Source organism: Pectobacterium polonicum, from assembly GCF_005497185.1.
Classification (GTDB): Bacteria; Pseudomonadota; Gammaproteobacteria; order Enterobacterales; family Enterobacteriaceae; genus Pectobacterium; species Pectobacterium polonicum.
Window position 1 is genome coordinate 131,519 of record NZ_RJTN01000009.1, and the last position, 25,069, is coordinate 156,587.

The 25,069-nt window shown below is 51.8% G+C and carries 28 protein-coding genes and 1 tRNA gene; 20 read left to right on the forward strand and 9 right to left on the reverse strand.

From position 1 onward, the window contains the following. Positions 1 to 261: 261 nt before the first annotated feature. The 8 genes from EDI29_RS11560 to EDI29_RS11595 all read left to right on the forward strand — a co-directional run bounded on the left by EDI29_RS11560 (position 262) and on the right by EDI29_RS11595 (position 4,720). Positions 262 to 945, forward strand: coding sequence for a DedA family protein (locus tag EDI29_RS11560; protein ID WP_137741031.1), 684 nt, complete (start codon positions 262 to 264; stop codon positions 943 to 945). 2 nt (positions 946 to 947) lie between these two features. Then, positions 948 to 1,343, forward strand: a complete 396-nt coding sequence (gene mzrA, locus EDI29_RS11565; RefSeq protein WP_137741032.1) for an EnvZ/OmpR regulon moderator MzrA — start codon at positions 948 to 950, stop codon at positions 1,341 to 1,343. 5 nt (positions 1,344 to 1,348) lie between these two features. Further along, entirely contained in the window at positions 1,349 to 1,753 is a 405-nt protein-coding gene (locus tag EDI29_RS11570) for a DUF1090 domain-containing protein (protein WP_137741033.1), read from the forward strand. A gap of 190 nt (positions 1,754 to 1,943) precedes the next feature. Beyond that, complete coding sequence (locus tag EDI29_RS11575; protein WP_005971326.1) at positions 1,944 to 2,249, forward strand: ElaB/YgaM/YqjD family protein; 306 nt, start codon at positions 1,944 to 1,946, stop codon at positions 2,247 to 2,249. A gap of 13 nt (positions 2,250 to 2,262) precedes the next feature. Further along, positions 2,263 to 2,658: a phage holin family protein gene (locus EDI29_RS11580; RefSeq protein ID WP_137741034.1), complete on the forward strand. Its 396-nt coding sequence runs from the start codon at positions 2,263 to 2,265 to the stop codon at positions 2,656 to 2,658. Then, a complete protein-coding gene (locus EDI29_RS11585) occupies positions 2,655 to 2,945 on the forward strand; it encodes a YqjK-like family protein (protein ID WP_137741035.1) in 291 nt (96 codons plus the stop codon). Before EDI29_RS11580 ends, EDI29_RS11585 begins: the two co-directional genes overlap by 4 nt. A gap of 276 nt (positions 2,946 to 3,221) precedes the next feature. Further along, positions 3,222 to 3,617 (forward strand): DoxX family protein, encoded by a 396-nt coding sequence (locus EDI29_RS11590; RefSeq protein WP_010298854.1) that lies wholly within the window; start codon positions 3,222 to 3,224, stop codon positions 3,615 to 3,617. Positions 3,618 to 3,724: 107 nt separating this feature from the next. Next, a complete protein-coding gene (locus EDI29_RS11595) occupies positions 3,725 to 4,720 on the forward strand; it encodes a glutathione S-transferase family protein (protein WP_137741036.1) in 996 nt (331 codons plus the stop codon). Between the two features lie 58 nt (positions 4,721 to 4,778). Here the strand turns inward: EDI29_RS11595 and EDI29_RS11600 are convergent, their stop codons facing one another. After that, positions 4,779 to 5,675 (reverse strand): LysR family transcriptional regulator, encoded by an 897-nt coding sequence (locus EDI29_RS11600; protein ID WP_005971317.1) that lies wholly within the window; start codon positions 5,673 to 5,675, stop codon positions 4,779 to 4,781. 115 nt (positions 5,676 to 5,790) lie between these two features. Between EDI29_RS11600 and EDI29_RS11605 the strand changes: the two genes are divergently transcribed. Then, complete coding sequence (locus tag EDI29_RS11605; RefSeq protein ID WP_137741037.1) at positions 5,791 to 6,489, forward strand: pirin family protein; 699 nt, start codon at positions 5,791 to 5,793, stop codon at positions 6,487 to 6,489. A gap of 106 nt (positions 6,490 to 6,595) precedes the next feature. Next, on the forward strand, positions 6,596 to 7,105 hold the full coding sequence (gene zur, locus EDI29_RS11610; RefSeq protein WP_137741038.1) for a zinc uptake transcriptional repressor Zur: 510 nt from the start codon (positions 6,596 to 6,598) through the stop codon (positions 7,103 to 7,105). A gap of 30 nt (positions 7,106 to 7,135) precedes the next feature. On the opposite strand, the gene lexA is transcribed toward zur, so the two are convergent. Together lexA and EDI29_RS11620 are read right to left on the reverse strand one after the other, a co-directional pair. Beyond that, positions 7,136 to 7,744 carry a transcriptional repressor LexA gene (gene lexA, locus EDI29_RS11615; RefSeq protein ID WP_005971310.1) on the reverse strand — a complete coding sequence of 203 codons (609 nt, stop codon included), beginning with the start codon at positions 7,742 to 7,744 and terminating at the stop codon, positions 7,136 to 7,138. A 109-nt stretch (positions 7,745 to 7,853) separates the two neighbouring features. Further along, complete coding sequence (locus EDI29_RS11620) at positions 7,854 to 8,219, reverse strand: diacylglycerol kinase (protein ID WP_137741039.1); 366 nt, start codon at positions 8,217 to 8,219, stop codon at positions 7,854 to 7,856. Positions 8,220 to 8,346: 127 nt separating this feature from the next. On the opposite strand from EDI29_RS11620, the gene plsB reads away from it, so the two are divergent. Beyond that, positions 8,347 to 10,815: a glycerol-3-phosphate 1-O-acyltransferase PlsB gene (plsB, locus tag EDI29_RS11625; RefSeq protein ID WP_137741040.1), complete on the forward strand. Its 2,469-nt coding sequence runs from the start codon at positions 8,347 to 8,349 to the stop codon at positions 10,813 to 10,815. Positions 10,816 to 10,954: 139 nt separating this feature from the next. Here plsB and ubiA read toward each other — a convergent pair whose 3' ends face one another. From ubiA to EDI29_RS11650, 5 genes are all read right to left on the reverse strand, one after another. Beyond that, on the reverse strand, positions 10,955 to 11,818 hold the full coding sequence (ubiA, locus tag EDI29_RS11630; protein ID WP_137741041.1) for a 4-hydroxybenzoate octaprenyltransferase: 864 nt from the start codon (positions 11,816 to 11,818) through the stop codon (positions 10,955 to 10,957). Between the two features lie 12 nt (positions 11,819 to 11,830). Further along, a complete protein-coding gene (gene ubiC, locus EDI29_RS11635) occupies positions 11,831 to 12,364 on the reverse strand; it encodes a chorismate lyase (RefSeq protein ID WP_137741042.1) in 534 nt (177 codons plus the stop codon). 384 nt (positions 12,365 to 12,748) lie between these two features. Next, entirely contained in the window at positions 12,749 to 14,395 is a 1,647-nt protein-coding gene (gene groL / locus EDI29_RS11640) for a chaperonin GroEL (protein WP_039470609.1), read from the reverse strand. A 45-nt stretch (positions 14,396 to 14,440) separates the two neighbouring features. Further along, the gene (locus tag EDI29_RS11645) at positions 14,441 to 14,734 is read right to left on the reverse strand and encodes a co-chaperone GroES (RefSeq protein ID WP_005971295.1); all 294 of its coding nucleotides are present in this window, start codon (positions 14,732 to 14,734) and stop codon (positions 14,441 to 14,443) included. A gap of 237 nt (positions 14,735 to 14,971) precedes the next feature. Further along, positions 14,972 to 15,442 carry an FxsA family protein gene (locus EDI29_RS11650; RefSeq protein WP_137741043.1) on the reverse strand — a complete coding sequence of 157 codons (471 nt, stop codon included), beginning with the start codon at positions 15,440 to 15,442 and terminating at the stop codon, positions 14,972 to 14,974. Positions 15,443 to 15,921: 479 nt separating this feature from the next. Between EDI29_RS11650 and aspA the strand changes: the two genes are divergently transcribed. The 7 genes from aspA to EDI29_RS11685 all read left to right on the forward strand — a co-directional run bounded on the left by aspA (position 15,922) and on the right by EDI29_RS11685 (position 23,198). Beyond that, positions 15,922 to 17,361, forward strand: a complete 1,440-nt coding sequence (aspA, locus tag EDI29_RS11655) for an aspartate ammonia-lyase (protein WP_137741044.1) — start codon at positions 15,922 to 15,924, stop codon at positions 17,359 to 17,361. Between the two features lie 122 nt (positions 17,362 to 17,483). Continuing rightward, positions 17,484 to 18,785, forward strand: coding sequence for an anaerobic C4-dicarboxylate transporter (locus tag EDI29_RS11660; RefSeq protein WP_137741045.1), 1,302 nt, complete (start codon positions 17,484 to 17,486; stop codon positions 18,783 to 18,785). 131 nt (positions 18,786 to 18,916) lie between these two features. Continuing rightward, complete coding sequence (gene cutA / locus EDI29_RS11665; RefSeq protein WP_137741046.1) at positions 18,917 to 19,249, forward strand: divalent cation tolerance protein CutA; 333 nt, start codon at positions 18,917 to 18,919, stop codon at positions 19,247 to 19,249. Then, positions 19,225 to 20,955, forward strand: coding sequence for a protein-disulfide reductase DsbD (locus EDI29_RS11670; protein ID WP_137741047.1), 1,731 nt, complete (start codon positions 19,225 to 19,227; stop codon positions 20,953 to 20,955). The genes cutA and EDI29_RS11670 overlap by 25 nt, the downstream gene beginning before the upstream one ends. A 42-nt stretch (positions 20,956 to 20,997) precedes the next feature. Then, on the forward strand, positions 20,998 to 21,573 hold the full coding sequence (locus EDI29_RS11675) for a transcriptional regulator (RefSeq protein WP_137741048.1): 576 nt from the start codon (positions 20,998 to 21,000) through the stop codon (positions 21,571 to 21,573). A 126-nt stretch (positions 21,574 to 21,699) separates the two neighbouring features. Continuing rightward, positions 21,700 to 21,775: transfer RNA gene (locus EDI29_RS11680), tRNA-Phe, on the forward strand. A 163-nt stretch (positions 21,776 to 21,938) separates the two neighbouring features. Further along, the gene (locus tag EDI29_RS11685) at positions 21,939 to 23,198 is read left to right on the forward strand and encodes a tyrosine-type recombinase/integrase (protein ID WP_137741049.1); all 1,260 of its coding nucleotides are present in this window, start codon (positions 21,939 to 21,941) and stop codon (positions 23,196 to 23,198) included. A 902-nt stretch (positions 23,199 to 24,100) separates the two neighbouring features. Here EDI29_RS11685 and EDI29_RS11695 read toward each other — a convergent pair. Further along, the gene (locus tag EDI29_RS11695) at positions 24,101 to 24,322 is read right to left on the reverse strand and encodes a helix-turn-helix domain-containing protein (protein WP_010301503.1); all 222 of its coding nucleotides are present in this window, start codon (positions 24,320 to 24,322) and stop codon (positions 24,101 to 24,103) included. Between the two features lie 120 nt (positions 24,323 to 24,442). On the opposite strand from EDI29_RS11695, the gene EDI29_RS11700 reads away from it, so the two are divergent. Together EDI29_RS11700 and EDI29_RS11705 are read left to right on the forward strand one after the other, a co-directional pair. Then, entirely contained in the window at positions 24,443 to 24,703 is a 261-nt protein-coding gene (locus EDI29_RS11700) for a helix-turn-helix domain-containing protein (RefSeq protein WP_107170167.1), read from the forward strand. A gap of 103 nt (positions 24,704 to 24,806) precedes the next feature. After that, positions 24,807 to 25,067 (forward strand): helix-turn-helix domain-containing protein, encoded by a 261-nt coding sequence (locus tag EDI29_RS11705; RefSeq protein ID WP_107170168.1) that lies wholly within the window; start codon positions 24,807 to 24,809, stop codon positions 25,065 to 25,067. The last annotated feature ends 2 nt before the right edge of the window (positions 25,068 to 25,069 follow it).

Here is a 25,069-nt window from a genome sequence, read left to right on the forward strand (position 1 = left end):
TAAAGTCTGCCAAGACCAAACAATCCCTAAGCCACCTGTTTATCAGGTTCGCAGCGAGAAGTGAGCATCAAGTCAGACACCAGCGTCACTATCGGGCGGAAGAAAACAGAGATCGTCAAAAAAACCATAACCCTGTGCCCCGATATACCCTAAATAACGTGAAGTATGACGGGTATAAAACTGTATTCACTCTTATCATGTCCAGAAGCGTGCGTGATTGTCGCCAAGGCTAAAATGCAACAGCAGTATTAGGAATACCGGATGGAATTAATCAAAGAACTGTTAAACGCACTCTGGCATCAGGATTTCGATATTTTAGCCGACCCGAAGCTGGTATGGACCATCTACATATTGCTGTTTCTGATTATCTTTCTGGAAAATGGCCTGCTCCCAGCCGCTTTCCTGCCCGGCGATAGCCTGCTCATTTTGGTCGGCGTCCTCGTCGCTAAAGGCACAATGAATTACCCTTTTACGATATTTCTCCTGACGACAGCCGCTAGCCTCGGCTGTTGGGCCAGTTATATCCAAGGGAAATGGCTTGGCAATACGGGTGTGGTTCAGGGCTGGCTATCACATTTGCCCGCGCACTATCACCAACGCGCCCATCAGCTCTTCCACCGTCATGGTCTGTCCGCGCTGTTAATTGGCCGTTTTCTGGCTTTTGTCAGAACGTTACTCCCTACCATCGCCGGCCTGTCGGGCCTGAATAACGCGCGCTTTCAGTTCTTTAACTGGATGAGCGGGTTCCTGTGGGTATTTATTCTGGTTACGCTGGGCTTCGCCTTAGGGAAAACAACGGTCTTCCTGAAATATGAAGACGAATTGATGCTCTGCCTGATGATGCTGCCGCTGGTGCTGCTGTTTATCGGCCTGTTTGGATCGCTTTTTGTCCTGTGGCGTAAAAAACGTGACGCTAAAGCTGATAATGCAGAAAAAGGGAGCTAACCGTGTCAATTCACTGGCTATTCTCTACGCTTTCCCTCAGGAAAGTAGGACGCATACTGCTCTTACTGGCCCTGCCACTTATTGCCTTAACGCAGTCCCAATCGCTACGCCTTTCCCAAGACGATGCTATGCTACATATCAAGCCTTATGACGGTGCCGCATTGCCAGATGGCTTTTACGTATATCAGCGTCTCAATGAGAAAGGGATTGCGATCAAAAGCATTACGCCAGAACAAGATAGCCTGATCGTCCGCCTGGCCTCGCCAGAACAGAGTATCGCTGCCAGAGATGTCCTGCGTTTGTCCCTGCCTAAGGTCACCATTACTGCACAGCAAGCGACAACGCCAACCCCATTCTGGCAGCAGAAACTGACACAGAAACAATCTAAACTGGGGTGACGACTATGAAACTATCTCCATCGAAACTATCTCCATCCATTATTGCCTTATCCGTCCTGCTTTCCGGTCATGCGCTGGCCAATACCGCCAATCAGGTAGAGAGCTGTCAGCAGAAAGCGCAAGATATTCAGCGCCAAATCGATGAGGCGCGTAAGCACGGTAACCAGAACCGCATCAATGGATTAGAGAAGGCGCTGGACGGCGTAAGAACCCATTGTACGGATGCCGGGTTAGCAGAGAAACGTCAAGAAGCCATTGCGGAAAAACGTAAAGACGTCGCTGAACGGCAGCAGGAACTGAATGAAAGCCGGCAGAAACAGGATAGCGCAGAGAAGATCCTTAAACGTGAAAGAAAACTGGCTGAAGCCGAGCAGGAGTTGCGCGCGGCGGAAAGTGGCTCATCGCAATAACGCCTCGTCACACGCCTCCGCTAAAATATGGCCCATACAACACGCCGACAATTGTTCATTTTGCATCCAAAAACCAAATCGCTAAAATTTACAGCGAGTTATCAGAATTGTCCGTACCCGTTTAGGGCGGCATAAATCTCAGCTTCAGCTATAGTTAACATTCAGGTTTATAACATGAAGGGTTATTAATATGGCTAAAGATCAAAATTCTGAGTACCTACGCGCCGAATTGAAATCACTGGCGGACACGCTGGAAGAAGTATTAAGCACCTCTAGCGATAAATCTAAAGCGGAACTGGACAAGCTGCGCAATAAGGCAGAGAGCGCCCTGAAAGAAACCCGCAGCCGCCTGAGCGATACCGGTGAGCGCATCGCATCCCAAACCAAAGAAGCGGTTGAATCAGCGGATGACTATGTGCGTCAGAATCCGTGGACAGGTGTCGGCATTGGTGCCGCAGTCGGCGTCGTGCTTGGCGTCCTACTGTCTCGTCGCTAATTAGCAGATTGTTATGACAGATAAACTACAACAAGGCCCCGCAAGCGGGGTCATGGCTTCTGCTCAGCGCATCATCTCCATTATTGTCAGCATGGTGGAAAGTCGTGTCCGATTGGCTGTGATTGAATTAGAGGAAGAGAAAACCAATCTAATTCAGTTGCTCATTATGGTCGGTTTGACGCTGCTTTTTGCCGCTTTTGGCATTATGAGCCTGATTGCGCTGATCATCTGGGGCATCGACCCACAATACCGTCTCTTTGCGCTGGGGTGTATTACTGCCACATTACTTGGACTGGCGCTGATAGGCGGCATATGGACACTCCTGAAAGTCCGTCGTTCTACCTTGCTCAAAGCGACGCGCAAGGAGCTGGCGACCGACAGATCGCTGTTGGAGGAGGAGACTAAGTGAACCAGCGCCAACAGCGAGACAGAGAAAAAGCCCAGCTACTGCGCCGGATACAGCAACAGCGGCTGGATTTATCGGCCGGTAAGACACACTGGCTGGATACCACAGCCCGTTACGATCGCGGCTGGCAAAACCTGATGCAGTGGCGCAAATACTGGATCGTGGGCTCCAGCCTCGTGGCACTCTATGGCGTGCGCCATCCCAGCCGCATGATTCGTTGGGGACGCCGCCTCGTCGGACTGTGGGGGACATTCCGGCTCGTGCGCAAAACATTTGACCCACGTCCGTGACTCTCTCTGTTTCATCGTTTATTTCCCTTCCCCACATTAGACACTTTTCATCTCACTTTTTGCCTAACGCGCTCACGTTATTACAGCGCGTTCTTGACAATTTAACCGAACATCAATTTTTCTGAAATAAAACAACAATTATACTCGCTGGTAGCGCAAATCATCTCCCTATACTATCTGCCCATAACCTGATAGCGGGCTAAATTTTCAGATAACACCTGCTGCAACAAACACAACAGGGCCATATAGCCCACAACAAAATTAATTGGAGAGATGATGAAAAATTTAGAAAGCACTGCACTGCTGGTTGCACGTATCTTAATGCCAATTCTGTTTATCGTTGCAGGTTACGGTAAGCTGGGTGATGCCTATGCAGGCACACAGCAATATATGCAGGCAATGGGCGTACCGACCTTCCTGCTGCCGCTGACCATTCTGCTGGAACTGGGTGGTGGTCTGGCTGTTCTGTTCGGGCTGCTAACACGTACTGTCGCACTGTTCACGGCTGGCTTTACGCTGCTGACCGCACTGATTTTCCACTCTAACTTTGCGGAAGGCATGAACCAACTGATGTTCATGAAAAACCTGACCATCGCTGGTGGTTACCTCCTGCTGGCTGTAACTGGCCCAGGCGCATTCAGCATCGACCGTCTGCTGGGCAAAAAGTGGTAAGACGAGCCTTTTCCGGCCTGTACTACACTTAATAATCGAATAATGAATGAGACGGCAGGCATACAAAGCTTGCCGTTGTCTTATCGTCACTCACTCACGGAGGATTTATGGGACAACTGGTTGACGGCATATGGCACGATACCTGGTATGAAACCAAATCTACCGGCGGTCACTTTAAACGTTCAGAATCTGTATTCCGCAATTGGGTAACGCCTGATGGTTCTCCTGGCCTCACCGGCAAAGGTGGCTTTCTCGCTCAGTCTGGCCGTTATCACCTGTATGTTTCACTCGCCTGCCCGTGGGCACATCGCACGCTGTTAATGCGACAGTTGAAAGGGTTGGAAAATCACATCGCAGTTTCGGTAGTTCATCCACTCATGCTCGATCACGGTTGGACGTTCGGTACCGATTTTGAGGCCGCCACGGGTGACTCGCTCTATCAGCACGACTTTCTCTACCAACTCTACCTACACGCCAAACCGGACTACAGCGGTCGAGTGACGGTCCCCGTCCTGTGGGACACCGAGCAACACACTATCGTCAGTAACGAATCCGCCGATATCATCCGTATGCTGAACAGCGCTTTTGATGGTGTGGGCGCAACAGCCGGAGATTACTACCCGCAAGCGCGACGAGATCAGATTGATGAATTGAACGGCTGGATTTACGACAAGGTCAACAACGGTGTTTACAAAGCGGGTTTTGCAACGAGCCAGTCAGCCTACGATGAATCTGCCACCACCGTTTTCGCCGCGCTCTCCGATCTGGAAGCCATTCTGGCAAAACAGCGTTATCTGACTGGCGAGCAGTTAACTGAGGCCGATCTGCGGCTGTGGACGACATTGATCCGTTTCGATCCTGTCTATCACACGCATTTTAAATGCGATAAACATCGCCTGAGCGATTACCCCAATCTGTTCGGTTTTTTGCGTGATATTTATCAGATGCCCGGCATCGCCGATACCGTCGATATGGCGCATATTCGCCACCATTACTACCGTAGCCACGGCACGATTAATCCACATGGTGTGATTTCTCTGGGTCCAGAGCAAGATCTGAACCAGCCTCACCAGCGTGATAAGTCGTTTGTCAGTTTATACTGAAGTTATAAACGTAGCGGCAGGGTGTGATACCACGCCTTGCCGCAGAAAAGCGTGAAATTTAGGGCTGGTTCAGCAGTTTGGGAATTTCCCGCAGGAACCAGGATTTCGCTTCGCCCATGCTGTCTCGCCGCCACGCCATAATAATCTGGCTTTCCATCTGATGTTCCGGCCCAATCACCAGTAAACGCCCTTCGGCAATATCCTGCGCTACCATTGGATAAGGCATGGTTGCGACACCTAATCCAGCCAGCAGCGCACGCCGTTTATCATCTAGCGAACTCACCGTCAGACGCTGCTGCTTATCCAATAGTTGCACCGTCAGCACCGGGCGTTCACGCGCAGTATCCGCGACGGCAATCCCGCGATATTTCACACGGGTCGCATCCGACAGCGGCTCCGGCTCCTGATGGATAGGGTGCTCTGGGCTAGCGACGTAAACGTTATTCATCGTGTACAGTTTGCGGGTGTTCATTTCGGACGACGCACGAAAATGCATATCTGGCGCAATCACGATATCGGCCCGCCCTTGCTCAAGACGCTCCCACGCCCCTGCCAGCACTTCAGTCAGAATCGATACCTGCGTGTTCGCTTTGAGCGCCAGTTTATCGATTAGGGGAAAAATCCGCTGAGTGGGAATCAAAGCTTCCGTCACAATCGTCAGGTGCGTTTCCCAACCGCGAGCCAGCGCTTCCGCATCCGTGGTGAGTTTATCTGCGGCTTCCAGCAGAATACGCCCGCGTTCCAACAACATGCGTCCAACATTCGTGAACTTAGTACGATGCCCGGAACGATCGAACAGCACAACATCTAACTCTTCTTCCAGTTTCTGCATGGTATAGCTCAGTGCCGAAGGCACCCTACCCAATTCGTCTGCCGCAGCGGCAAAGCTGCCACGACGATCGATCGCATCCATCACCCTCAGGGCTTCCAGCGTCAATGCTCGTTCTCTCGCCATCTTCGTACTCATTCAGGAATTTTGAATATACCGACCAGATTAACTAGCTAACAATCCAACGTCCACACAATTACTATCGGTTTAAGAAATAATTATCTGGGGGGAGGTAAAAATTATGATCACACGAAGAGCAGCCGGGCAATGCGGTCAGGCCGATTATGGCTGGTTGCAGGCACGCTATACTTTCTCTTTCGGTCACTATTTTGACCCACAGTTGCTGGGCTATGCTTCTCTTCGCGTGCTCAATCAGGAAGTACTGGCACCGGGGGCATCATTCCAGCCGCGAACTTACCCACGGGTTGATATCCTGAATATTATTCTTCAGGGCGAAGCAGAATACCGTGACAGCAACGGCGGCCATATTCAGGCTAAAGCTGGCGATGTGTTGTTGCTTGCCACTCAACCAAACGTCAGCTACAGCGAACATAATACCAACCCCAGCAAACCGTTGACGCGCCTACAATTATGGTTGAATGCCTGCCAAACCAGAGAGAACAGCCCGCTGCAACGCATGGGGCTCAATTCATCAAGTCATACTCTGCTCGCGTCACCGGAAGGCGAGCAAGATAGTCTACAACTGCGCCAACAGGTCTGGATTCACCATGTCGATCTCCAGCCGAATGAACAAAGCACGATAGTGCTACAAGGGAATCAGGCCTATCTCCAACTGATTCACGGTTCAATGACGGTGAAAGGCGAGCAGCACAGTGAAACATTACACTGCGGCGACGGTGCTTTCATCAAGGAAGAAACAGCGTTGACGCTACAGGCAGAATCTCCTTTGCGAGCGCTGCTCATCGATCTGGTCGTGTAGTTCCTCTTCCCAGCGTCTTCGCAGGAAAGCGCCACTCGCTCGGCGTTTTTATTCAGCCGTGGTAAGATACCTGTCTTGTTCCTCAATGTGTCAGGGTGATATGACAATGGATTCAACCAAACAGGACAAACTTCTTGCCCAGGCTGAACAGATTTGTCAGCAGCGCGCTGTGCGTCTAACACCACAGCGGTTGGAGGTTCTACGCCTTATGGCACAGCAAGCGGGGGCTATCAGCGCTTATGACCTGCTGGATCTTCTGCGACTCACAGAACCTCAGGCCAAACCGCCTACTGTATATCGCGCACTGGACTTTCTGCTGGAACAGGGCTTTATCCATCGCGTTGAATCAAACAACAGCTACGTGCTGTGCCACCATATCGAAGATCACAGCCATACATCTGCCCTTTTCATCTGCGACCGTTGCGGGCAAGTCACTGAACGTCAAACCGAAGGTGTAGAAGAAACGCTACGCAGTTTGGCGCAGCAGTCAGGATTTACGCTGCGTCACAGCGTTGTGGAAGCACATGGGTTGTGTGGAGACTGTCAGGAAGTGGCATCATGCAAGCAGCCGGATCATTGCGATCACGACCATACGGTTCCAATTAAAAAACGATAGCCCTGAGGGCTATCATTTTTTTGCGAATGGTTAGCTCCAGTCGCTGTTACGAATCACGCCAACCGCTAAGCCTTCTATCGAAAAGCTTTGCTGACGCAAGTCGACAACGATAGGGGCGAACTCTTCATTTTCAGCGAGAAGATGCACCGTATTACCCTGCTTCTTCAGGCGTTTCACCGTCACTTCATCGTCAATACGCGCCACCACAATCTGACCGTTGCGCACATCTTCTGTTTTATGCACGGCCAGTAAATCACCATCCATAATACCAATATTTTTCATCGACATACCGCTGACACGTAACAAAAAGTCGGCGCTGGGTTTAAACATCGCAGGGTCAACCTGATAGCGGCATTCGATATGTTCCTGCGCCAGCAGCGGTTCACCTGCGGCCACGCGACCAACCAGAGGAATACCCGTCTCTTCTTCCATGAGCAGACGAATGCCACGAGACGCGCCCGAGACAATTTCAATCACGCCTTTACGCGCCAGCGCTTTCAGATGTTCTTCAGCCGCATTTGGAGAGCGAAATCCCAGCTGTTGGGCAATTTCCGCCCTCGTTGGCGGCATTCCGGTTTGCGCAATATGATCGCGGATCAGGTCATAAACCTGCTGCTGCCTTGCTGTTAATACTTTCATTCCGCCCCCTGGTTGTTTATACAGTCTTGCTGTGAGTATATACAGGTAAGGCTCAATTGGGAATCGAGATATAGGCAAAGCCCTGAGTTTTATTCATTTATGCGGAGCATCAGGCAAAATGTTGCCAGAGGATACTGCCCCATACGACAGCGGCTAACAAGATGGCAACAAAGACAGCCGCTGATCCGATATCTTTCGCCCGACCGGACAATTCGTGGTGCTCTAAACCAATGCGATCGACCACGGCTTCAATGGCGCTGTTAGCCAGTTCAAACAGCATAATCAACACGACAGATCCGATAAGCAGCAGTTTTTCAACCAGCGTAACCGGCAGTAAACACGCGGTAATGACGCCGACAACCGTCAGTATCGTTTCCTGACGAAACGCTGCCTCATGCTGCCACGCCTGTTTCAGCCCCTTAAAGGAATAACCGGTCGCCTTAATAATCCGGGTCATCCCCGTTGCTTTATTCATTTATCCTCCGCTATTTATGCAAAATAGTTCGCATTTTAACGCGCTCGTGTTGTCTCATCACCACAGATCTCCGGCGCAGTTTCTGGTATCCTTGCGGCGCATTGCTAACAAGAGGCTCCACGTTGTTATGTCAGGTTGGCGTAAAATTTACTATAAACTATTGAATCTCCCACTGAAACTGCTGGTGAAGAGCAAAGTTATTCCCGCAGATCCGGTGGTCGAGTTGGGGTTAGATCCCTCACGTCCTATACTCTATGTCCTGCCTTATAACTCTCAGGCGGATCTCTTGACGCTACGTGCGAAATGCCTGGCATTGGGGTTACCCGATCCTTCGCTATCGTTCGAATTCAATGGCGTCGAACTCCCTAGCCATGTCTTTATTAATGACGGGCCGCGCGTTTTCCGCTACTACGTTCCCAAGCAGAAATCCGTCAAACTGTTCCACGACTATCTGGACTTGCACCGTGCTAATCCAGATTTAGACGTGCAGATGGTGCCGGTTTCCGTGATGTTTGGGCGCTCTCCAGGTCGGGAAGGCCATTCTCAGGCCACACCACACCTGCGATTGCTTAACGGCATCGAGAAATTTTTCGCCGTACTGTGGCTAGGTCGTGACAGCTTTGTCCGCTTCTCCAGCCCGGTGTCGCTGCGCTATATGGCGACCGAGCATGGCACTGACAAAACCATAGCCCACAAACTGGCACGTGTCGCGCGTATGCATTTCTCCCGTCAGCGTTTGGCGGCAGTTGGCCCACGCTTACCCGTACGTCAGGATCTGTTTAACAAGCTGCTGGACTCCAAAGCGATCAAGAAAGCCGTCGACGATGAGGCACGCAGTAAGAAAATTTCCCACGAGAAAGCGCAGCAAAATGCAATCGCGCTGATGGAGGAAATCGCTGCCGACTTCTCTTACGAAGCTGTGCGTCTGTCAGATCGCGTGTTGAGCTGGACGTGGAACCGCCTTTATCAGGGGATTAACGTCCACAACGCCGAACGCGTGCGACAACTGGCGCAGGATGGTCATGGCATTGTCTATGTGCCCTGCCACCGCAGCCATATGGATTACCTGCTGCTGTCCTACGTCCTGTACCATCAAGGCTTAGTGCCGCCGCACATCGCCGCAGGTATCAACCTGAATTTCTGGCCAGCTGGCCCCATCTTCCGCCGTCTTGGCGCGTTCTTTATTCGCCGGACCTTTAAAGGCAACAAGCTGTACTCCACGATTTTCCGTGAATATCTGGGTGAGCTGTTTGCCCGCGGTTATTCGGTTGAATACTTCATGGAAGGCGGACGTTCACGCACGGGCCGTCTGCTAGAGCCGAAAACCGGTACGCTGGCGATGACCATTCAGGCCATGCTCAGAGGCGGCACGCGCCCTATCACGCTGGTGCCGATTTATGTCGGCTACGAGCACGTGATGGAAGTCGGCACCTATGCGAAAGAGCTGCGCGGTGCGGTGAAGGAAAAAGAAGGCTTTATGCAGATGGTGCGCGGTTTGCGCAAACTGCGTAATTTGGGTCAGGGTTACGTGAACTTCGGCGAACCCCTCCCGCTGACAACCTATCTGAATCAGCATGTGCCGCAATGGCGTGACGCGATTGATCCGATTGAGGCACAGCGCCCAAGCTGGCTAACGCCGACAGTGCAGGATATCTCCATGGATATCATGGTGCGCATCAATAACTCTGCGGCAGCGAACGCAATGAACCTGTGCTCTACCGCCCTGTTAGCCTCGCGCCAGCGTTCTCTGACCCGTGAACAAATGCATGAACAGCTAGATTGCTACCTGCAACTGCTGCGCCAGGTTCCTTACCACAAAGATATTACAGCGCCTAAGAAGACAGCGGATGAACTGTTGGAACACGCGCTAGGCATGAACAAGTTTGAAGTAGAGAAGGACAGCATTGGCGACATCATCATTCTGCCGCGCGAGCAAGCCGTTCTGATGACGTATTATCGCAATAACATCCAGCACCTGTTGGTCTTGCCATCGCTGATCGCCAGCATCGTCATCCATCATCGTCGGATTACTCTCGCCGACGTCGTGCAACAAATCACGCTAATCTATCCGCTACTGCAAGCCGAGTTGTTCCTGCATTATTCCAAAGAGCAATTACCGGGCGTGCTGGAAACGCTAGCTAATGAACTGATTCGGCAACAGTTGCTGTGTAGCCGTGACGGCGAGTTAGCCATTAATCCACCACGTATCCGCACCCTGCAACTGCTGTCAGCAGGCGTGCGTGAGACGCTGCAACGTTATGCGATTACGCTGTCCTTGCTGTGCGCGAACCCAGAAATCAACCGTGGAACGCTGGAGAAAGAAAGCCGAAATATGGCACAGCGTCTGTCTGTTCTGCACGGCATTAATGCGCCGGAATTTTTCGATAAAGCGGTGTTCTCCACGCTGGTTGCGACGTTACGCACAGCCGGATATATCACCGACAGTGCGGAAGCAGCACAAGGCGATATCGTGGCAATCTACAACATCCTTGGCGATCTGATCACCCCAGAAGTTAGGTTGACTATCGAAAGTGCCAGCTCATCCGCCGAGATGGAAACAGCCGGTCAGACGGTGGAAGAGGCAAAGCAGGAATAGTCAGGCAGTAACTACGGTAAAATGGCGGACAACGCGCCGCCATCAAGCCGTGGACGCGTTTAGCATAACAAACGAACCCGACATTCCGTCATAAAAAAAGCAGCGAGAAATCGCTGCTTTTTTGTATCTGATGTTCACCTTACAGGCCAAACAGTACGCCAATAAATATCGCCATACCCGCATACTTATTATTATGGAATGCTTTGAAACAAGCATCGCGCTCGCGCCCGGCAGTCAGTATTTGCTGATAGACAAACATCGCGCCAGCTATCAACAGCGAGATATAGTAGGGGGTTCCCAGCCCGGTGAGCTTTCCTAAAATCAGCAACAACGCCAGCATACTAAACTGCAATAACCCGATAATGAGATTGTCAAAACGACCAAATAAGATCGCAGTGGATTTTACACCGATCTTCAGGTCGTCATCACGATCCACCATGGCATATTGCGTATCGTAAGCCACCGTCCAGCAAATATACGCCAAAAACATCATCCAGCAGGTCACGGGCAGGCTTTCACTTACCGCTGCGTAGGCCATAGGGATCGACCAACCGAATGCCGCCCCCAGCACAAACTGAGGCAGATGGCTGATCCGCTTCATAAACGGATAAACCCACGCCAGAGCCAGCCCGGCGACAGACAATAAAATAGTCATCTTATTCAGCGTCAACACCAGACCAAACGCCAACAAGACCAGAACCACGAACAGAATTTTGGCTGATTGCTCGCTCACCTCGCCGCTGGGCAATGGGCGAGAAGCGGTTCGTTTTACATGGCCGTCAAAATGCCTGTCGGCATAATCATTGATAACGCAACCCGCCGCACGCATAAGGAAAACGCCAGCGACAAAAACAAAGAGCGTCCACGGTGCAGGTGTTCCCCCTCCCGCCAGCCATAGCGCCCATAGCGTTGGCCACAGCAGTAACAGAGAACCTATCGGTTTATCAATCCGCATCAAGCGACAATAAGCCAGCCATTTCCCTGCTGTAACACTTCTTTCCAAGGATTTATCTCCTCAAATTACCTGCCAACCTTCATCACCAGGTGTGTAATAAACGGGTGATTCCGGTAAGAAAAGCTCAGTCAACAGTAACGGATACCCCGAAAGACACAGGCGGGAACGCCGCGCCCATAAACCTTCGCAACATCCGGTATGAATATAATCACGCGTCAGCGATTTTTGCTCAAACAGATAACGACCTAACGGCTGATTGCCTATTTTGGTCAACGCTGAGCCTGAACCATCGAGCGTCTGTTGTGGGACAATCGTTCTGCCGAAAAGCCAAGGGCGATCGTCACCATACAGCACGACTTCACGCAGCCAGTAACGTTCATCAAGAGGGAGTTGATCGCGCTCTTCGCCCACTACCTGTGGCGTAATGAAACCCTCACGACAAAGCGTGACCCTCAGTTGGGCACAGTATTTTTCAAGCCGCTGCGTCATGGAACTGGTTTCCATCAGCCAGTCACCAATGTGTTCAGGCAATACCGAAGGGGGTTCAGTAAACCAGGATATGGTGCGCAGAAGCGTTGACGCATCGTCAGACATTATCCCTACTCCAGACAGGGTTGCTTATCGATAAAGCATTCGTAAATAAAGTAAGCGCCCTTATTGTAGCGCAGAATGCTTCCCCCGATAACACGCTATAAACCAATTCATCCCCGATGTGGCAACATTTTGGCAATGTGGCTGGTTACGCGCCAGCCATCGCGATGCCTCTTTAGTCATTCACACAGTCGTTTGGCAGGAGATCAACAAACACAAGTACATTTATCTCAATAATGCATTGAATTGATTGATAGAAAAGAGGCGCATAAAAAAAGCACCACCCAGTCTCGCGACCAGATAGTGCTCTTTGAAGGACAGAAAGACGAACTTCTGTAACCTGACGCCTGTCACCAGAAAATGGCTTCCGGCGACAAAGGTGTCACATTACATCATGCCGCCCATACCACCCATGCCGCCCATACCACCAGCGCCACCTAAGTCAGGTGCATCGCTTTTCGGCAGGTCGGTTACCATACATTCGGTGGTGATCATCAGACCAGCAACAGAAGCCGCGAACTGCAGCGCAGAACGGGTGACTTTGGTTGGGTCCAGGATACCGAAGTCGATCATGTTGCCGTATTCTTCAGTTGCTGCGTTGTAACCGTAGTTACCTTCGCCTGCTTTAACGCTGTTCGCAACCACAGATGGCTCTTCGCCAGCGTTGGAAACGATCTGACGCAGTGGAGCTTCCATCGCGCGCAGCGCAACTTTGATACCCACGTTCTGGTCTTCGTTTTGAGCAGTCAGAGAAGCCAGTTTAGCCGCAACGCGAACCAGTGCCACACCACCACCAGCAACCACGCCTTCTTCTACCGCGGCGCGAGTCGCAGCCAAGGCATCTTCAACGCGTGCTTTCTTCTCTTTCATTTCAACTTCAGTTGCTGCGCCAACTTTGATAACGGCTACGCCGCCAGCCAGTTTAGCCACACGCTCTTGCAGTTTTTCGCGGTCGTAATCAGACGTTGCTTCTTCAACCTGCTGACGGATCTGAGCAACGCGGCCCTGGATCGCAGCTTCTTCACCCGTACCATCGATGATGGTGGTGGTGTCTTTGTTGATCACAACGCGTTTTGCCTGACCCAGATCTTCCAGCGTTGCTTTTTCCAACTCCAGACCGATCTCTTCAGAAATAACAGTACCGCCAGTCAGCGTCGCGATGTCTTGCAGCATCGCTTTACGGCGGTCGCCGAAACCTGGTGCTTTCACCGCAGCCACTTTCACGATGCCGCGCATGGTGTTAACCACCAGCGTAGCCAGCGCTTCGCCTTCAACGTCTTCAGCAACGATAACCAGCGGTTTGCCCGCTTTCGCTACCGCTTCCAGGACTGGCAGCATTTCGCGGATGTTGGAGATTTTTTTGTCAGCCAGCAGGATGAACGGGCTTTCCAGTTCTACAGCGCCAGTTTCTGGCTTGTTGATGAAGTACGGAGACAGGTAGCCACGGTCGAATTGCATACCTTCAACCACGTCCAGCTCGTCTTGCAGACCTGTACCTTCTTCAACGGTGATAACACCTTCTTTACCGACTTTGTCCATTGCTTCGGCAATCATTTTGCCTACGGTTTCGTCGGAGTTAGCAGAGATGGTACCCACCTGAGCAATAGCTTTAGAGTCAGAGCACGGTACAGACAGTGCTTTCAGCTCTTCAACAGCGGCGATAACGGCTTTATCGATACCGCGCTTCAGATCCATCGGGTTCATGCCCGCTGCAACAGCTTTCAGGCCTTCAGTGATGATAGCCTGCGCCAATACGGTTGCGGTCGTGGTGCCGTCGCCTGCTGCGTCATTCGCTTTAGAGGCAACTTCTTTCACCATCTGTGCGCCCATGTTCTCGAACTTGTCTTCCAGCTCGATTTCACGCGCAACAGATACGCCGTCTTTAGTAATGGTCGGTGCACCGAAGGATTTATCCAAAACTACGTTACGGCCTTTCGGGCCCAGGGTAACCTTCACTGCATCAGCCAGTACATTCACGCCGCGCAGCATTTTTACGCGAGCGTCATTACCGAATTTTACGTCTTTAGCTGCCATGGTGTATTTCCCTTAAATTCGTTCAGTTCAGATGATTACGCGCAATTACGCTTCAACAATTGCCAGAATGTCGCTTTCAGACATGATCAACACTTCTTCGTTATCGATCTTCTCTGCTTTCACGCCATAGCCATCATTGAAAATAACGATGTCGCCCACTTTCACATCCAGCGGCTTCACTTCGCCATTTTCCAGGATACGTCCGTGACCTACGGCCAGAACTTCACCACGGGTAGATTTACCAGCAGCGGAACCAGTCAGTACGATACCGCCAGCAGATTTTGACTCAACTTCTTTGCGCTTGACGATCACGCGGTCATGCAATGGACGAATATTCATTGATAGCTCTCCTTTGAGAAAGTCCATATCGGTTTAGGATAAACGCCGACTATGTTTTCATAACGACTATGCTTTTCATAATCGGCCTTGTGGTGTTCTAAGTGGGGGCGTTTCGCTGCCCTTCAAGGGAGAAAATTCATTTTTTTTGCGTTAGGCGGTTACGTGTTACCGATAGCAGATAAAAAATAAGGATTATCAACATGATAATCCTTATCTGCTTTTCAGGCAGTCGCGACGTTAGCGGTCGTCCCGATCGTCTCGGTGTTCAATATTTCCGCGCCCACCGTCTTTACGCTGGTATTCACCTTCAAAGGTGTTCCCGCCAGAAGGCGGTGCGCCGGAACCGGAACGCCGGATGTGTAAGTGAGGCATCAGTTTGAGCGTCAGGCTTTTCTGTACTGGCGGCAGTAACAGCAACAGCCCCAGAAAGTCGGTCAGGAAGCCCGGAATCAGCAGCAAGAAGCCAGCCAGCACCAGTGAAACGCTTTTTACCATTTCAGCCGCAGGGCTTTCACCTGCCGCCATTTTCTGCTGCATCTGCACCAGCGTTTTCATCCCTTGATTGCGTACCAGTGAGACGCCCACGCAGGACGTGAAGACCACCAGCAGCAGGGTCATGGCGACACCCAGCACTTCAGCCACTTGAATAAACAGCGATATCTCGATGTAAGCTAAAAGAAAAATCAGTAATAACGGTAACCAGCGCACCCGGTTCTCCTGTGTTTTTTCACGCGAACTGTCGTTAATAAGAACGTGTGTTAATGAAAACGTGTTAAGCCATCGCGATTGAAAATCCAGATACGCTTTACTGCCAATGGATTAGGTCAAACACGCGCTCTGCTCTGCGATCCGGCACATCATGATTTAGTAAAATGGGTACGCCTTTGCACGTTTTCAAGCCGCCACTCCATGATTATTGTTCTAAAATAATGACTCGTGACTACAATCACAGTTCATTTACCGTAACGGTAGAGAACGTCAGTATAGTGATCTAAACACCTATTTTTCACTGTCACAACGACATATCCTCACGGCAATGGATATATGGTTGGTCAAACATCCCAATACTATTGCCGAGAGAAGACGGTTTATCCGTAGTCACGCTATTTTCCGAAGTAAGGCCATCTGAAAAACCAGCCCACAACGTCTAGTCACCTCGCTAGTCGTACAACAGGATAGGAATTTTCATGTCAGAAAACATCCGTATTGAAGAAGACCTGTTAGGCACCCGAGAAGTTCCCGCAGACGCGTATTATGGCGTTCACACGCTGCGCGCCGTCGAAAACTTCTATATCAGTACCAATAAAATCAGTGATATCCCCGAATTCGTGCGCGGCATGGTCATGGTGAAGAAAGCTGCCGCGCTGGCGAACAAAGAGCTGCAAACCATCCCGAAAAAAATCGCTGACGTCATTATCCGCGCCTGCGATGAAGTGCTGAATAACGGCAAATGTATGGACCAGTTTCCGGTAGATGTATATCAGGGAGGCGCTGGTACGTCGGTCAATATGAATACCAACGAAGTATTAGCCAATATTGGCCTGGAGCTGATGGGCCACCAGAAAGGCGAATACCAGTATCTGAACCCCAACGATCACCTGAATAAATGCCAATCCACCAATGATGCCTACCCCACTGGATTTCGTATCGCGGTCTATGCGGCCATACTGAAACTAACGGATGCGATAGCGAAGTTAAGTGAGGGTTTTGAGCGTAAAGCCAAAGAATTTGAAGACGTTCTGAAGATGGGCCGCACCCAGTTGCAGGACGCCGTGCCAATGACGCTCGGTCAGGAATTTCATGCATTTCACGTACTGCTGCAAGAGGAAATCAAAAACCTGCTGCGCACGGCGGAACTGCTGCTTGAAGTCAATCTGGGCGCGACCGCAATCGGTACGCGTCTGAACACGCCGGACGGCTACCAGCAACTGGCAGTGCAGCGCCTGGCGGAAGTCAGCGGCCTGCCGTGCGTGCCCGCAGAAGACTTGATCGAAGCCACGTCAGACTGCGGTGCCTATGTCATGGTCCACAGTTCGCTGAAGCGTCTGGCGGTGAAACTATCGAAGATCTGCAATGACTTGCGTCTGCTCTCTTCAGGCCCGCGCGCTGGCCTGAATGAAATCAACCTGCCGGAGTTACAGGCGGGCTCTTCGATCATGCCCGCAAAAGTTAACCCCGTGGTGCCGGAAGTCGTCAATCAGGTGTGCTTCAAGGTCATCGGTAACGATACTTGCGTCACCATGGCGTCAGAAGCTGGGCAATTACAGTTAAACGTGATGGAACCGGTCATCGGTCAGGCGATGTTTGAATCGACCCACATTCTGACCAATGCCTGCTACAACCTGCTTGAGAAATGCGTCAACGGCATCACCGCCAATAAGGACGTTTGCGAAGCCTATGTTTTCAACTCTATCGGAATCGTGACGTATTTGAACCCGTTCATCGGCCACCACAACGGCGATATCGTCGGCAGAATCTGTGCGGAAACGGGCAAGAGCGTGCGTGAAGTCGTACTGGAGCGAGGTCTACTAACAGAAGCTGAACTGGATGACATTTTCTCCATCCAGAACCTGATGCATCCGGCTTACAAAGCCAAACGTTATACCGATGAAAACGAGCTTCCTTAACACCAACACTTAATTCTTCTCAGGCACGTCCGTTCACGAAGAACAGCGTGCCTTTATTTTTTGCTGCATACAGCCATAAGAATAAGTTATGAAATTTTTATTATTAATTAAGGAGCATAGTCATGCTTGGTCTTGAGTTACTCATCGTTCTGCTCGCCATCTATTTGGGGGCACGACTAGGAGGCATCGGCATTGGTTTCGCCGGTGGCCTAGGGGTGCTTGTTCTTACGCTGGGGTTTCAGATAAAGCCTGGCCTAATCCCTTTTGATGTCATTGAAATTATCATGGCCGTTATCGCCGCTATCGCTGCCATGCAGGTCGCGGGCGGAATGGATTATCTGGTCAGCCTAGCGGAGAAACTGCTACGTAAGCACCCGAAATACGTCACCTTTCTCGCGCCGCTGGTCACCTATTTCATGACAATTCTGGCTGGTACCGGACACACCGCGTTTTCCACCCTGCCGGTTATCGCCGAAGTCGCCAAAGAGCAGGGAATTCGCCCTTCTCGCCCACTCTCTATCGCCGTCGTCGCCTCGCAAATCGCGATTACCGCCTCACCAATCTCGGCGGCGGTGGTGTTTGTCGCCGGTATTCTTGAGCCGCACGGAGTCAGCTACCTGCTGCTGTTAGGGATTTGTATTCCTACCACGCTCGCCGCGATCCTGCTGACGGCGATTGTGACTAACTTCCTGGGTAAAGAGCTGAAAGACGATCCGATTTATCAGGAACGTCTGAAAAAAGGCGAAACCACGCTGCGCGGTAATAGCCAACATGAGATCAAACCGGGTGCCAAACTTTCCGTGATGCTATTTCTGATCGGCATCGTCGCCGTTGTTCTGTATGCCACGGCGATCAGCGGCACGGTTGGGCTGATTCAGAATCCAGTTCTGCCACGTAACGAAGCTATTGTGGTCTTTATGCTGACCATCGCCACGCTGATTTGCATCACCTGCAAAATCGACACCGCGCGCATCCTCTCCGCCAGCACGTTTAAGTCCGGCATGAGCGCCTGTATCTGCGTGATGGGCGTGGCCTGGCTGGGCGATACCTTTGTTAAAGCGCATATTTCCGATATTCAGGATACCGCTGGCGCGCTGTTGCAAAGCTACCCGTGGATGCTGGCCGTCGTGCTGTTCTTCGCCGCCACGCTGCTTTACTCACAGGCAGCAACAGCAAAAGCACTGATGCCTGCTGCGCTGCTGTTAGGCGTATCTCCGGTCACGGCCGTGGCGTCTTTTGCTGCCGTTTCCGCCCTGTTCGTTCTGCCGACCTACCCGACCCTGCTGGCCGCTGTAGAGATGGACGACACCGGCTCAACGCGTATCGGCAAGTTTGTGTTTAACCACTCCTTCCTGATTCCCGGCGTGATGGCGATTACGCTGTCGGTGATATTTGGCTTTATCCTCGGCAGTATCCTGATCTAAAGATTGCTTTCCAGACAGTCCCTCGCGGATCGGCTTAGCTCGTCGATCCGCCTCATTCCCTTCAAACAATAAAGCAAGGTATAGTGTGGCTCTGGTTGTCTGGAATTTGTTCATCTGACACGGAGGATGTGATGTCTGACCGCCCGCTTTGCGATGCTGTCGTCATATTATGTACCACACCTGACGACGCCTGTGCACAACGGCTTGCCGACTCGCTGCTGGAAGCTCGACTTGCTGCCTGCGTCACCCTGCTTCCCGGCGCACGTTCGCTTTACTACTGGGAAGGCAAGCTCGAACAGCAATCAGAAGTACAAATGCTGATAAAAAGCGATACCTCACATCAGCAAGCGCTGCTGACTCACCTGAAACAACAACACCCTTACGATACGCCGGAGCTGTTAGTTCTGCCGATATCCGGGGGCGATAGCGATTATCTGACATGGCTCAACGCATCTTTACGCTGATTTTCCTGTTATGGACAGCTGTCGGCACACCCAGTGTGGCCGCCTCTTCTTTTGGTCAGAAACTGTTTGGCAACAGCACGACATCACGCTTTCTGCCAGTCGATGGGGCTTTCGCCTTTGAGTTTCAACAGCAGGATAACCAGCTCAACCTGCGCTGGGATATCCATCCCGATTACTACCTGTACCGCGCACAAATCAAGATCGAAGGAAACGGTGCTACGCTTGGTAAGGTGGAGCTGCCGCAGGGCGAAAGCCACAACGACGAGTTTTTCGGTCAGGTTTTTATCCTGCGGGATCGGCTGGCGCTAACGGTACCCATTCAACAGGCCGAAAACGGCGCGACCGTTAAAGTCACCTATCAAGGCTGCGCCGATGCGGGTTTCTGCTATCCGCCGGAAACGCGCGTCGTTCCTCTCAGTCAGGTGCTGGCTAACGCAGGCACAGATACCTCGAATACCGCATCAGCCCAGACGCCACCGCCACAGACCACGCCGATGCCGTTCTCGCCGTGGTGGGCGCTGTTGATTGGTATCGGCGTCGCCTTTACTCCCTGCGTCCTGCCGATGTACCCGCTGATTGCCAGTCTGGTGCTGGGCAGAAAAGAACAGCTGACGCCGCGCCGCACGCTGCTGCTGTCAATGACCTATGTGCAAGGCATGGCACTCACCTACACACTGCTCGGGTTGGTTGTCGCTGCCGCCGGATTACGCTTTCAGGCGGCGCTCCAGCACCCGTACATTCTGATTGGTCTGTCGGTGATGTTTGCTGCGCTGGCGCTGTCCATGTTTGGCCTGTATACGCTCCAGCTTCCGTCATCGGTACAAACTCGGCTGACAGAGTGGAGCAACCGTCAACAAGGCGGCTCCGTCACCGGCGTATTCTGCATGGGCGCGTTGGCGGGGCTCATTTGTTCCCCCTGCACCACCGCCCCGCTCAGCGCCATCCTGCTTTACATCGCTCAGAGCGGCAACATGCTGGCAGGTGGCGGCACGCTTTATCTCTACGCGCTTGGCATGGGCTTACCGCTCATTCTGGTCACACTGTTCGGCAACAAACTGCTGCCGCGTAGCGGCCCGTGGATGCAGTACGTTAAGGAAGCGTTTGGCTTCATTATTCTGGCACTGCCCGTCTTCCTGCTGGAACGTATTCTGGGTGAAACGTGGGGAATGCGGCTGTGGAGCGCGCTCGGCATCGCCTTCTTCGGCTGGGCGCTCATGCTGACATTGCGTAGCAGCAAAGGCTGGATGCGTGGCGTACAGTTGCTACTGCTGGCAGGCATAGTGATCAGCGCCAAACCGCTGCAAGACTGGGTATTCCCTCCAACAGGCGCGGCGCAAACTCACACATCGGCATTGAACTTCGCTCCAGTCGCCAACATTGCCGATCTCAACAGCGCGCTGGCAAAGAGCGCTCAGCCTGTTATGCTCGATCTTTACGCTGACTGGTGCGTGGCCTGCAAAGAGTTCGAGAAATACACGTTCAGCGACCCGGCGGTGCAAAATCATCTGTCGCGCATTACGCTGCTACAGGCGGACGTCACCGCTAACCGCGAAGAACAAAACGCGCTGCTAAAAAAGCTACAGGTTTTAGGGCTGCCGACCATCGTCTTTTTTGACGCTCAGGGGAAAGAGATCCCCGGCTCGCGCGTCACCGGTTTTATGAACGCTGAACAATTTCAGGCACATTTGCAGAAGTTCAGCCCATAAACGACACTTTCTATCCGATTTTGTGCTTCTGGAGGAGACCTAATGCAACGGGAAGATGTTCTTGAACATGCGCTTACTCTACTGGAGCAGCACGGATTTGCCATGACGACGCTGGATATGCTGGCGGAGAAACTGGGGGTTCCGGTAGAGGAACTGACACCATTCTGGCCGGATCGGGAAGCGCTGCTGTATGACGGCCTGCGTCACCATAGCCAGCAGGTCGATACCTGGCGGCGTCAGCTTCTCTTAGACGACGAGAAAAGCATCGAGCAGAAGCTACTGGCGCGCTATCAGGTGTTACACGAGTCGGTGAACAAACAGCGCTATCCAGACTGTTTGTTTATTGCGGCGTGCAGCTTCTTTCCTGATATCAACCACCCTATCCACCAGATTGCGGAACAGCAGAAGTTAGCGTCTTACCAATACACCCGCGATTTGCTGGAAGAGCTGGAAACCGACGATCCCGAAATGGTGGCACAGCAGATGGAATTGATTCTGGAAGGCTGCCTGAGCAACCTGCTGGTCAAGCATCAGGCCGCCAGCATCGCCACCGCCCAGCGGCTGGCAGAAGATGTCTTACGCTTTGCGCTGTGCCGTAAAAACGGTGCACTCACCTGATTTCAGACACAAAATGCGGTAAAGCCCGCATTTTGGCTGAAAAGTCGGCAGTCAGTAAGGTTTTCCATGCTTTCGTTGATAAACCCGTTGACGCCACGCGGCCAATACGGTTTAATGCGCCCCGTTGCCCGGATAGCTCAGTCGGTAGAGCAGAGGATTGAAAATCCTCGTGTCCTTGGTTCGATTCCGAGTCCGGGCACCATATTTTTGTTTTGGGACGTTCCTATACGTCCGGGAACATAGCAAAATCAGTAAGTTGATGGAAATCTGGAGTACCTCAAGGTACTACCAGATTTTTTGACATCCGTAGTTTTTGGGGGCTTAATTGGGGGCCTGTCGGTTCGATAAACTACGGAGCCCCCACCATGCCTCTGACTGATACCGCCATCCGCAACGCCAAGCCGCTCGATAAACCTTACAAACTCAGCGACGCGCAGGGTCTGTACCTGCTGATTAAACCTAACGGTTCCAAGCTCTGGCATCTTAAGTACCGCTTCGGCGGCAAGGAGAAGAAGCTGGCGTTTGGCGCTTACCCGACTGTCTCGCTGGCAACTGCACGTAAACTGCGTGAAGAAGCCCGAACTATTCTCAGCGCAGGGGACGATCCCGGTGTAAAAAAACAGCACGACAAACAGGCGAAGAAAAACGGCAATACCTTTGAGGCCGTTTCACGTCAGTGGGTGGCCGCGAACATTCGCTGGAGTGAGGCACACGCCGTCAAAGTCCTGCGCTCACTGGAATTACACGTTTTCCCGCTCATCGGCAATGTCCTTATCACCGACCTGAAAACCGCCGATTTGCTGATCCCGTTGCGGGTGGCGGAGAAAAAGGGCTGTCTGGAAACAGCGGCACGGATACAACAACGCACGACGGTCATCATGCGTTACGCCGTACAGGAAGGACTGATTGCCAGCAATCCGGCCAATGACCTCTGCGGCGCAATCACCCCGCCGCCGAAAAACCATTACCCTGCCCTGCCGCTGGAAAAGTTGCCGGAACTGCTGGAAAGAATAGAAGGCTATTCAGGCAGACTGCTAACAAGGTTGGCCGTACAGCTTAATTTGCTGATCTTTATCCGCTCCAGTGAATTGCGTTTTGCCCGTTGGACGGAGGTCGATCTGGATAACGCCATGTGGACACTTCCTGCACAGCGGGAGCCCATAGCTGGTGTGCGTCACTCAGAGCGTGGCGCAAAAATGAAAACGCCGCATCTGGTGCCGCTGTCAAAACAGGCGGTAACGATACTGAAGCAGCTAAAACTGTTGTCCGGCAACGGGGAATTACTCTTTCCCGGCGATCACGATGCCCGTAAGCCAATGAGTGAGAACACCATCAACAAGGCACTGCGCACGATGGGCTATGACACACAGGTGGATATCTGCGGACATGGCTTCCGCACGATAGCATGTAGCGCGTTGATTGAATCAGGTCGTTGGTCAAAAGATGCCGTGGAGCGGCAGATGAGCCATCAGGAGCGCAACCACGTTCGTGCCGCCTATATTCACAAAGCGGAACACCTCGACGAACGGACTCAGATGATGCAATGGTGGTCAGATTATCTCGATGCCTGCCAGCATCAGTTCATCCCGGCTTATCGATTTGAGAAGTCGATTAAGGTTGCCTGAGTCAGACAGATGCACGAATAAAATAAGCCGCTTCTGATCGAACGGAGGCGGTTTTCTTATTTCTCTACGCCGCTGTTGTATCAGGGCTGAGGCGGAGCGCAGCAGAGCGAGCACCGAACATCCCTGATAAAACAGCGGAATTTGTCACCATCGCAATTACCCGTGTTTACAGGGACAAACGATATGACAGGCCGCGCTTGTATGGCTTTTTAATGGATGCGAACAGCAGCAGTTAAAAAGTGGCGTGAGGCGAGTAAATTCCATTTCGCAGAAATGGCTAATTTGCGTCGCCCGAACCCACCCGCGAGCGTTTCCCCCAAGGGAAACCGAGCAGGCCGGGGGGAGCCGAATAAATTTTGCCGCCCCAGCGAGCAAAAAGACGCGCCCACGCGTCGGTTTATTTGGGGGGCTTGCCCCGCACACCGTCGTCGCTAAGTCTCCGGCCACAAGCCGGTAGCGAGGCGCGACCAACCCATTTAAAGCAGCGTTTCCCGTTATTTCGCACCGAGCTTGCGAGAAAGAGAAATAACAGGCTAAAACGCGCGTCTTAAAGGGGTTGGTCGCGCGTAGCGTGCGACGGTGTGCCGCCGTTGACCTTGGGGTTTTGGCGTGGCGTCCAGCCGCGACATTACCCCCATGCGACAGGCAATAAGGGCGTCCAGCCCGCATGAACTGGCGCACGCCGTTTTGTGCCTGGAAATGTATTTTCCGGCACAGGGCTGCATTGCTGCCACCGCATTCGCCTCATGCGCTCGCCGCATATACTTGCCCCATACCATGGGGCGAAGTCACGGGGTGAGAGCATGGGGCGAACAACAAAAGTAAACTGTCGCGCTTCGCTTGCCTTCTCCCGAACCGTTACCAACCTAGGTCGATAACGGTTCGGGAGATCCTGTTTTACTTTAACGATCTTCTGATTTGCGGTAACGGGAAGGCCAGATTTCCGCAGGTGAAACCCCCAGCGCTTCCGCAATCAGCTTTTCCCCTTTCGGCCAGTGTTTTGTTAACGCGTTTGCCAACGTGGAAGACGCTAACCCCGCTTCTCGGGAAACGGCCGCCAATGTTGTTCCCTTCTTTCTTAACCCGGCGATGATATCTGCCGGGTGCCAATCCTTATCAATCATCTCCATGATCCTTATTTTGTGGCCTCACATTAAACATCATTTGTTCAGATAGTCTAAACAACTACGATGTTAAGTAATGCTAAACACTAAGTCAATGTATGATCATTGATGGTGTAATGGATGCTGCCTACTCGTCTCAAAGCCGCCCGACTACGGGCTAATCTAACTCAGGAAAAATTGGGAGTTCTTGCTGGCATTGAAGAAGAAACTGCGCGTTCTCGCGTGTCTCAATATGAAGGTGGGATACATCGTCCAACATTTGAAATGATGTGCTCATTTGCAAAGGTACTTAATGTACCGGAATGTTACTTTTACACGGTAAACGATGATTTTGCTAAGATGATTCTGGAGCTTTACCTTAAACATCAGAGTCATTCTTAACGAATGCAAATAAATCCCCGCCTCTATTGTTCAGGAAGTCTAAGCAACCTACATGTAAAGTAGTGCTAAACATGCTATCAATATCCTTATTGATGGTGCCATCATGTTGCCCATTCGCCTTAAAACGGCTCGTTTACAAGCCAATCTCACTCAAGAAAAGCTAGGCGTACTGGCTGGCATTGAAGAAGCCACTGCACGATCACGCATATCCCAATATGAAAGCGGTATACATCGCCCAACATTTGAGATGATGTGCGCGTTTGCTAAAGTGCTTAATGTGCCAGAGTGTTATTTTTATACAGTTGATGATGATTTTGCTGAAGTTATTCTAAAAATTTATAATGAATGGTCGAACGATCATTAAAT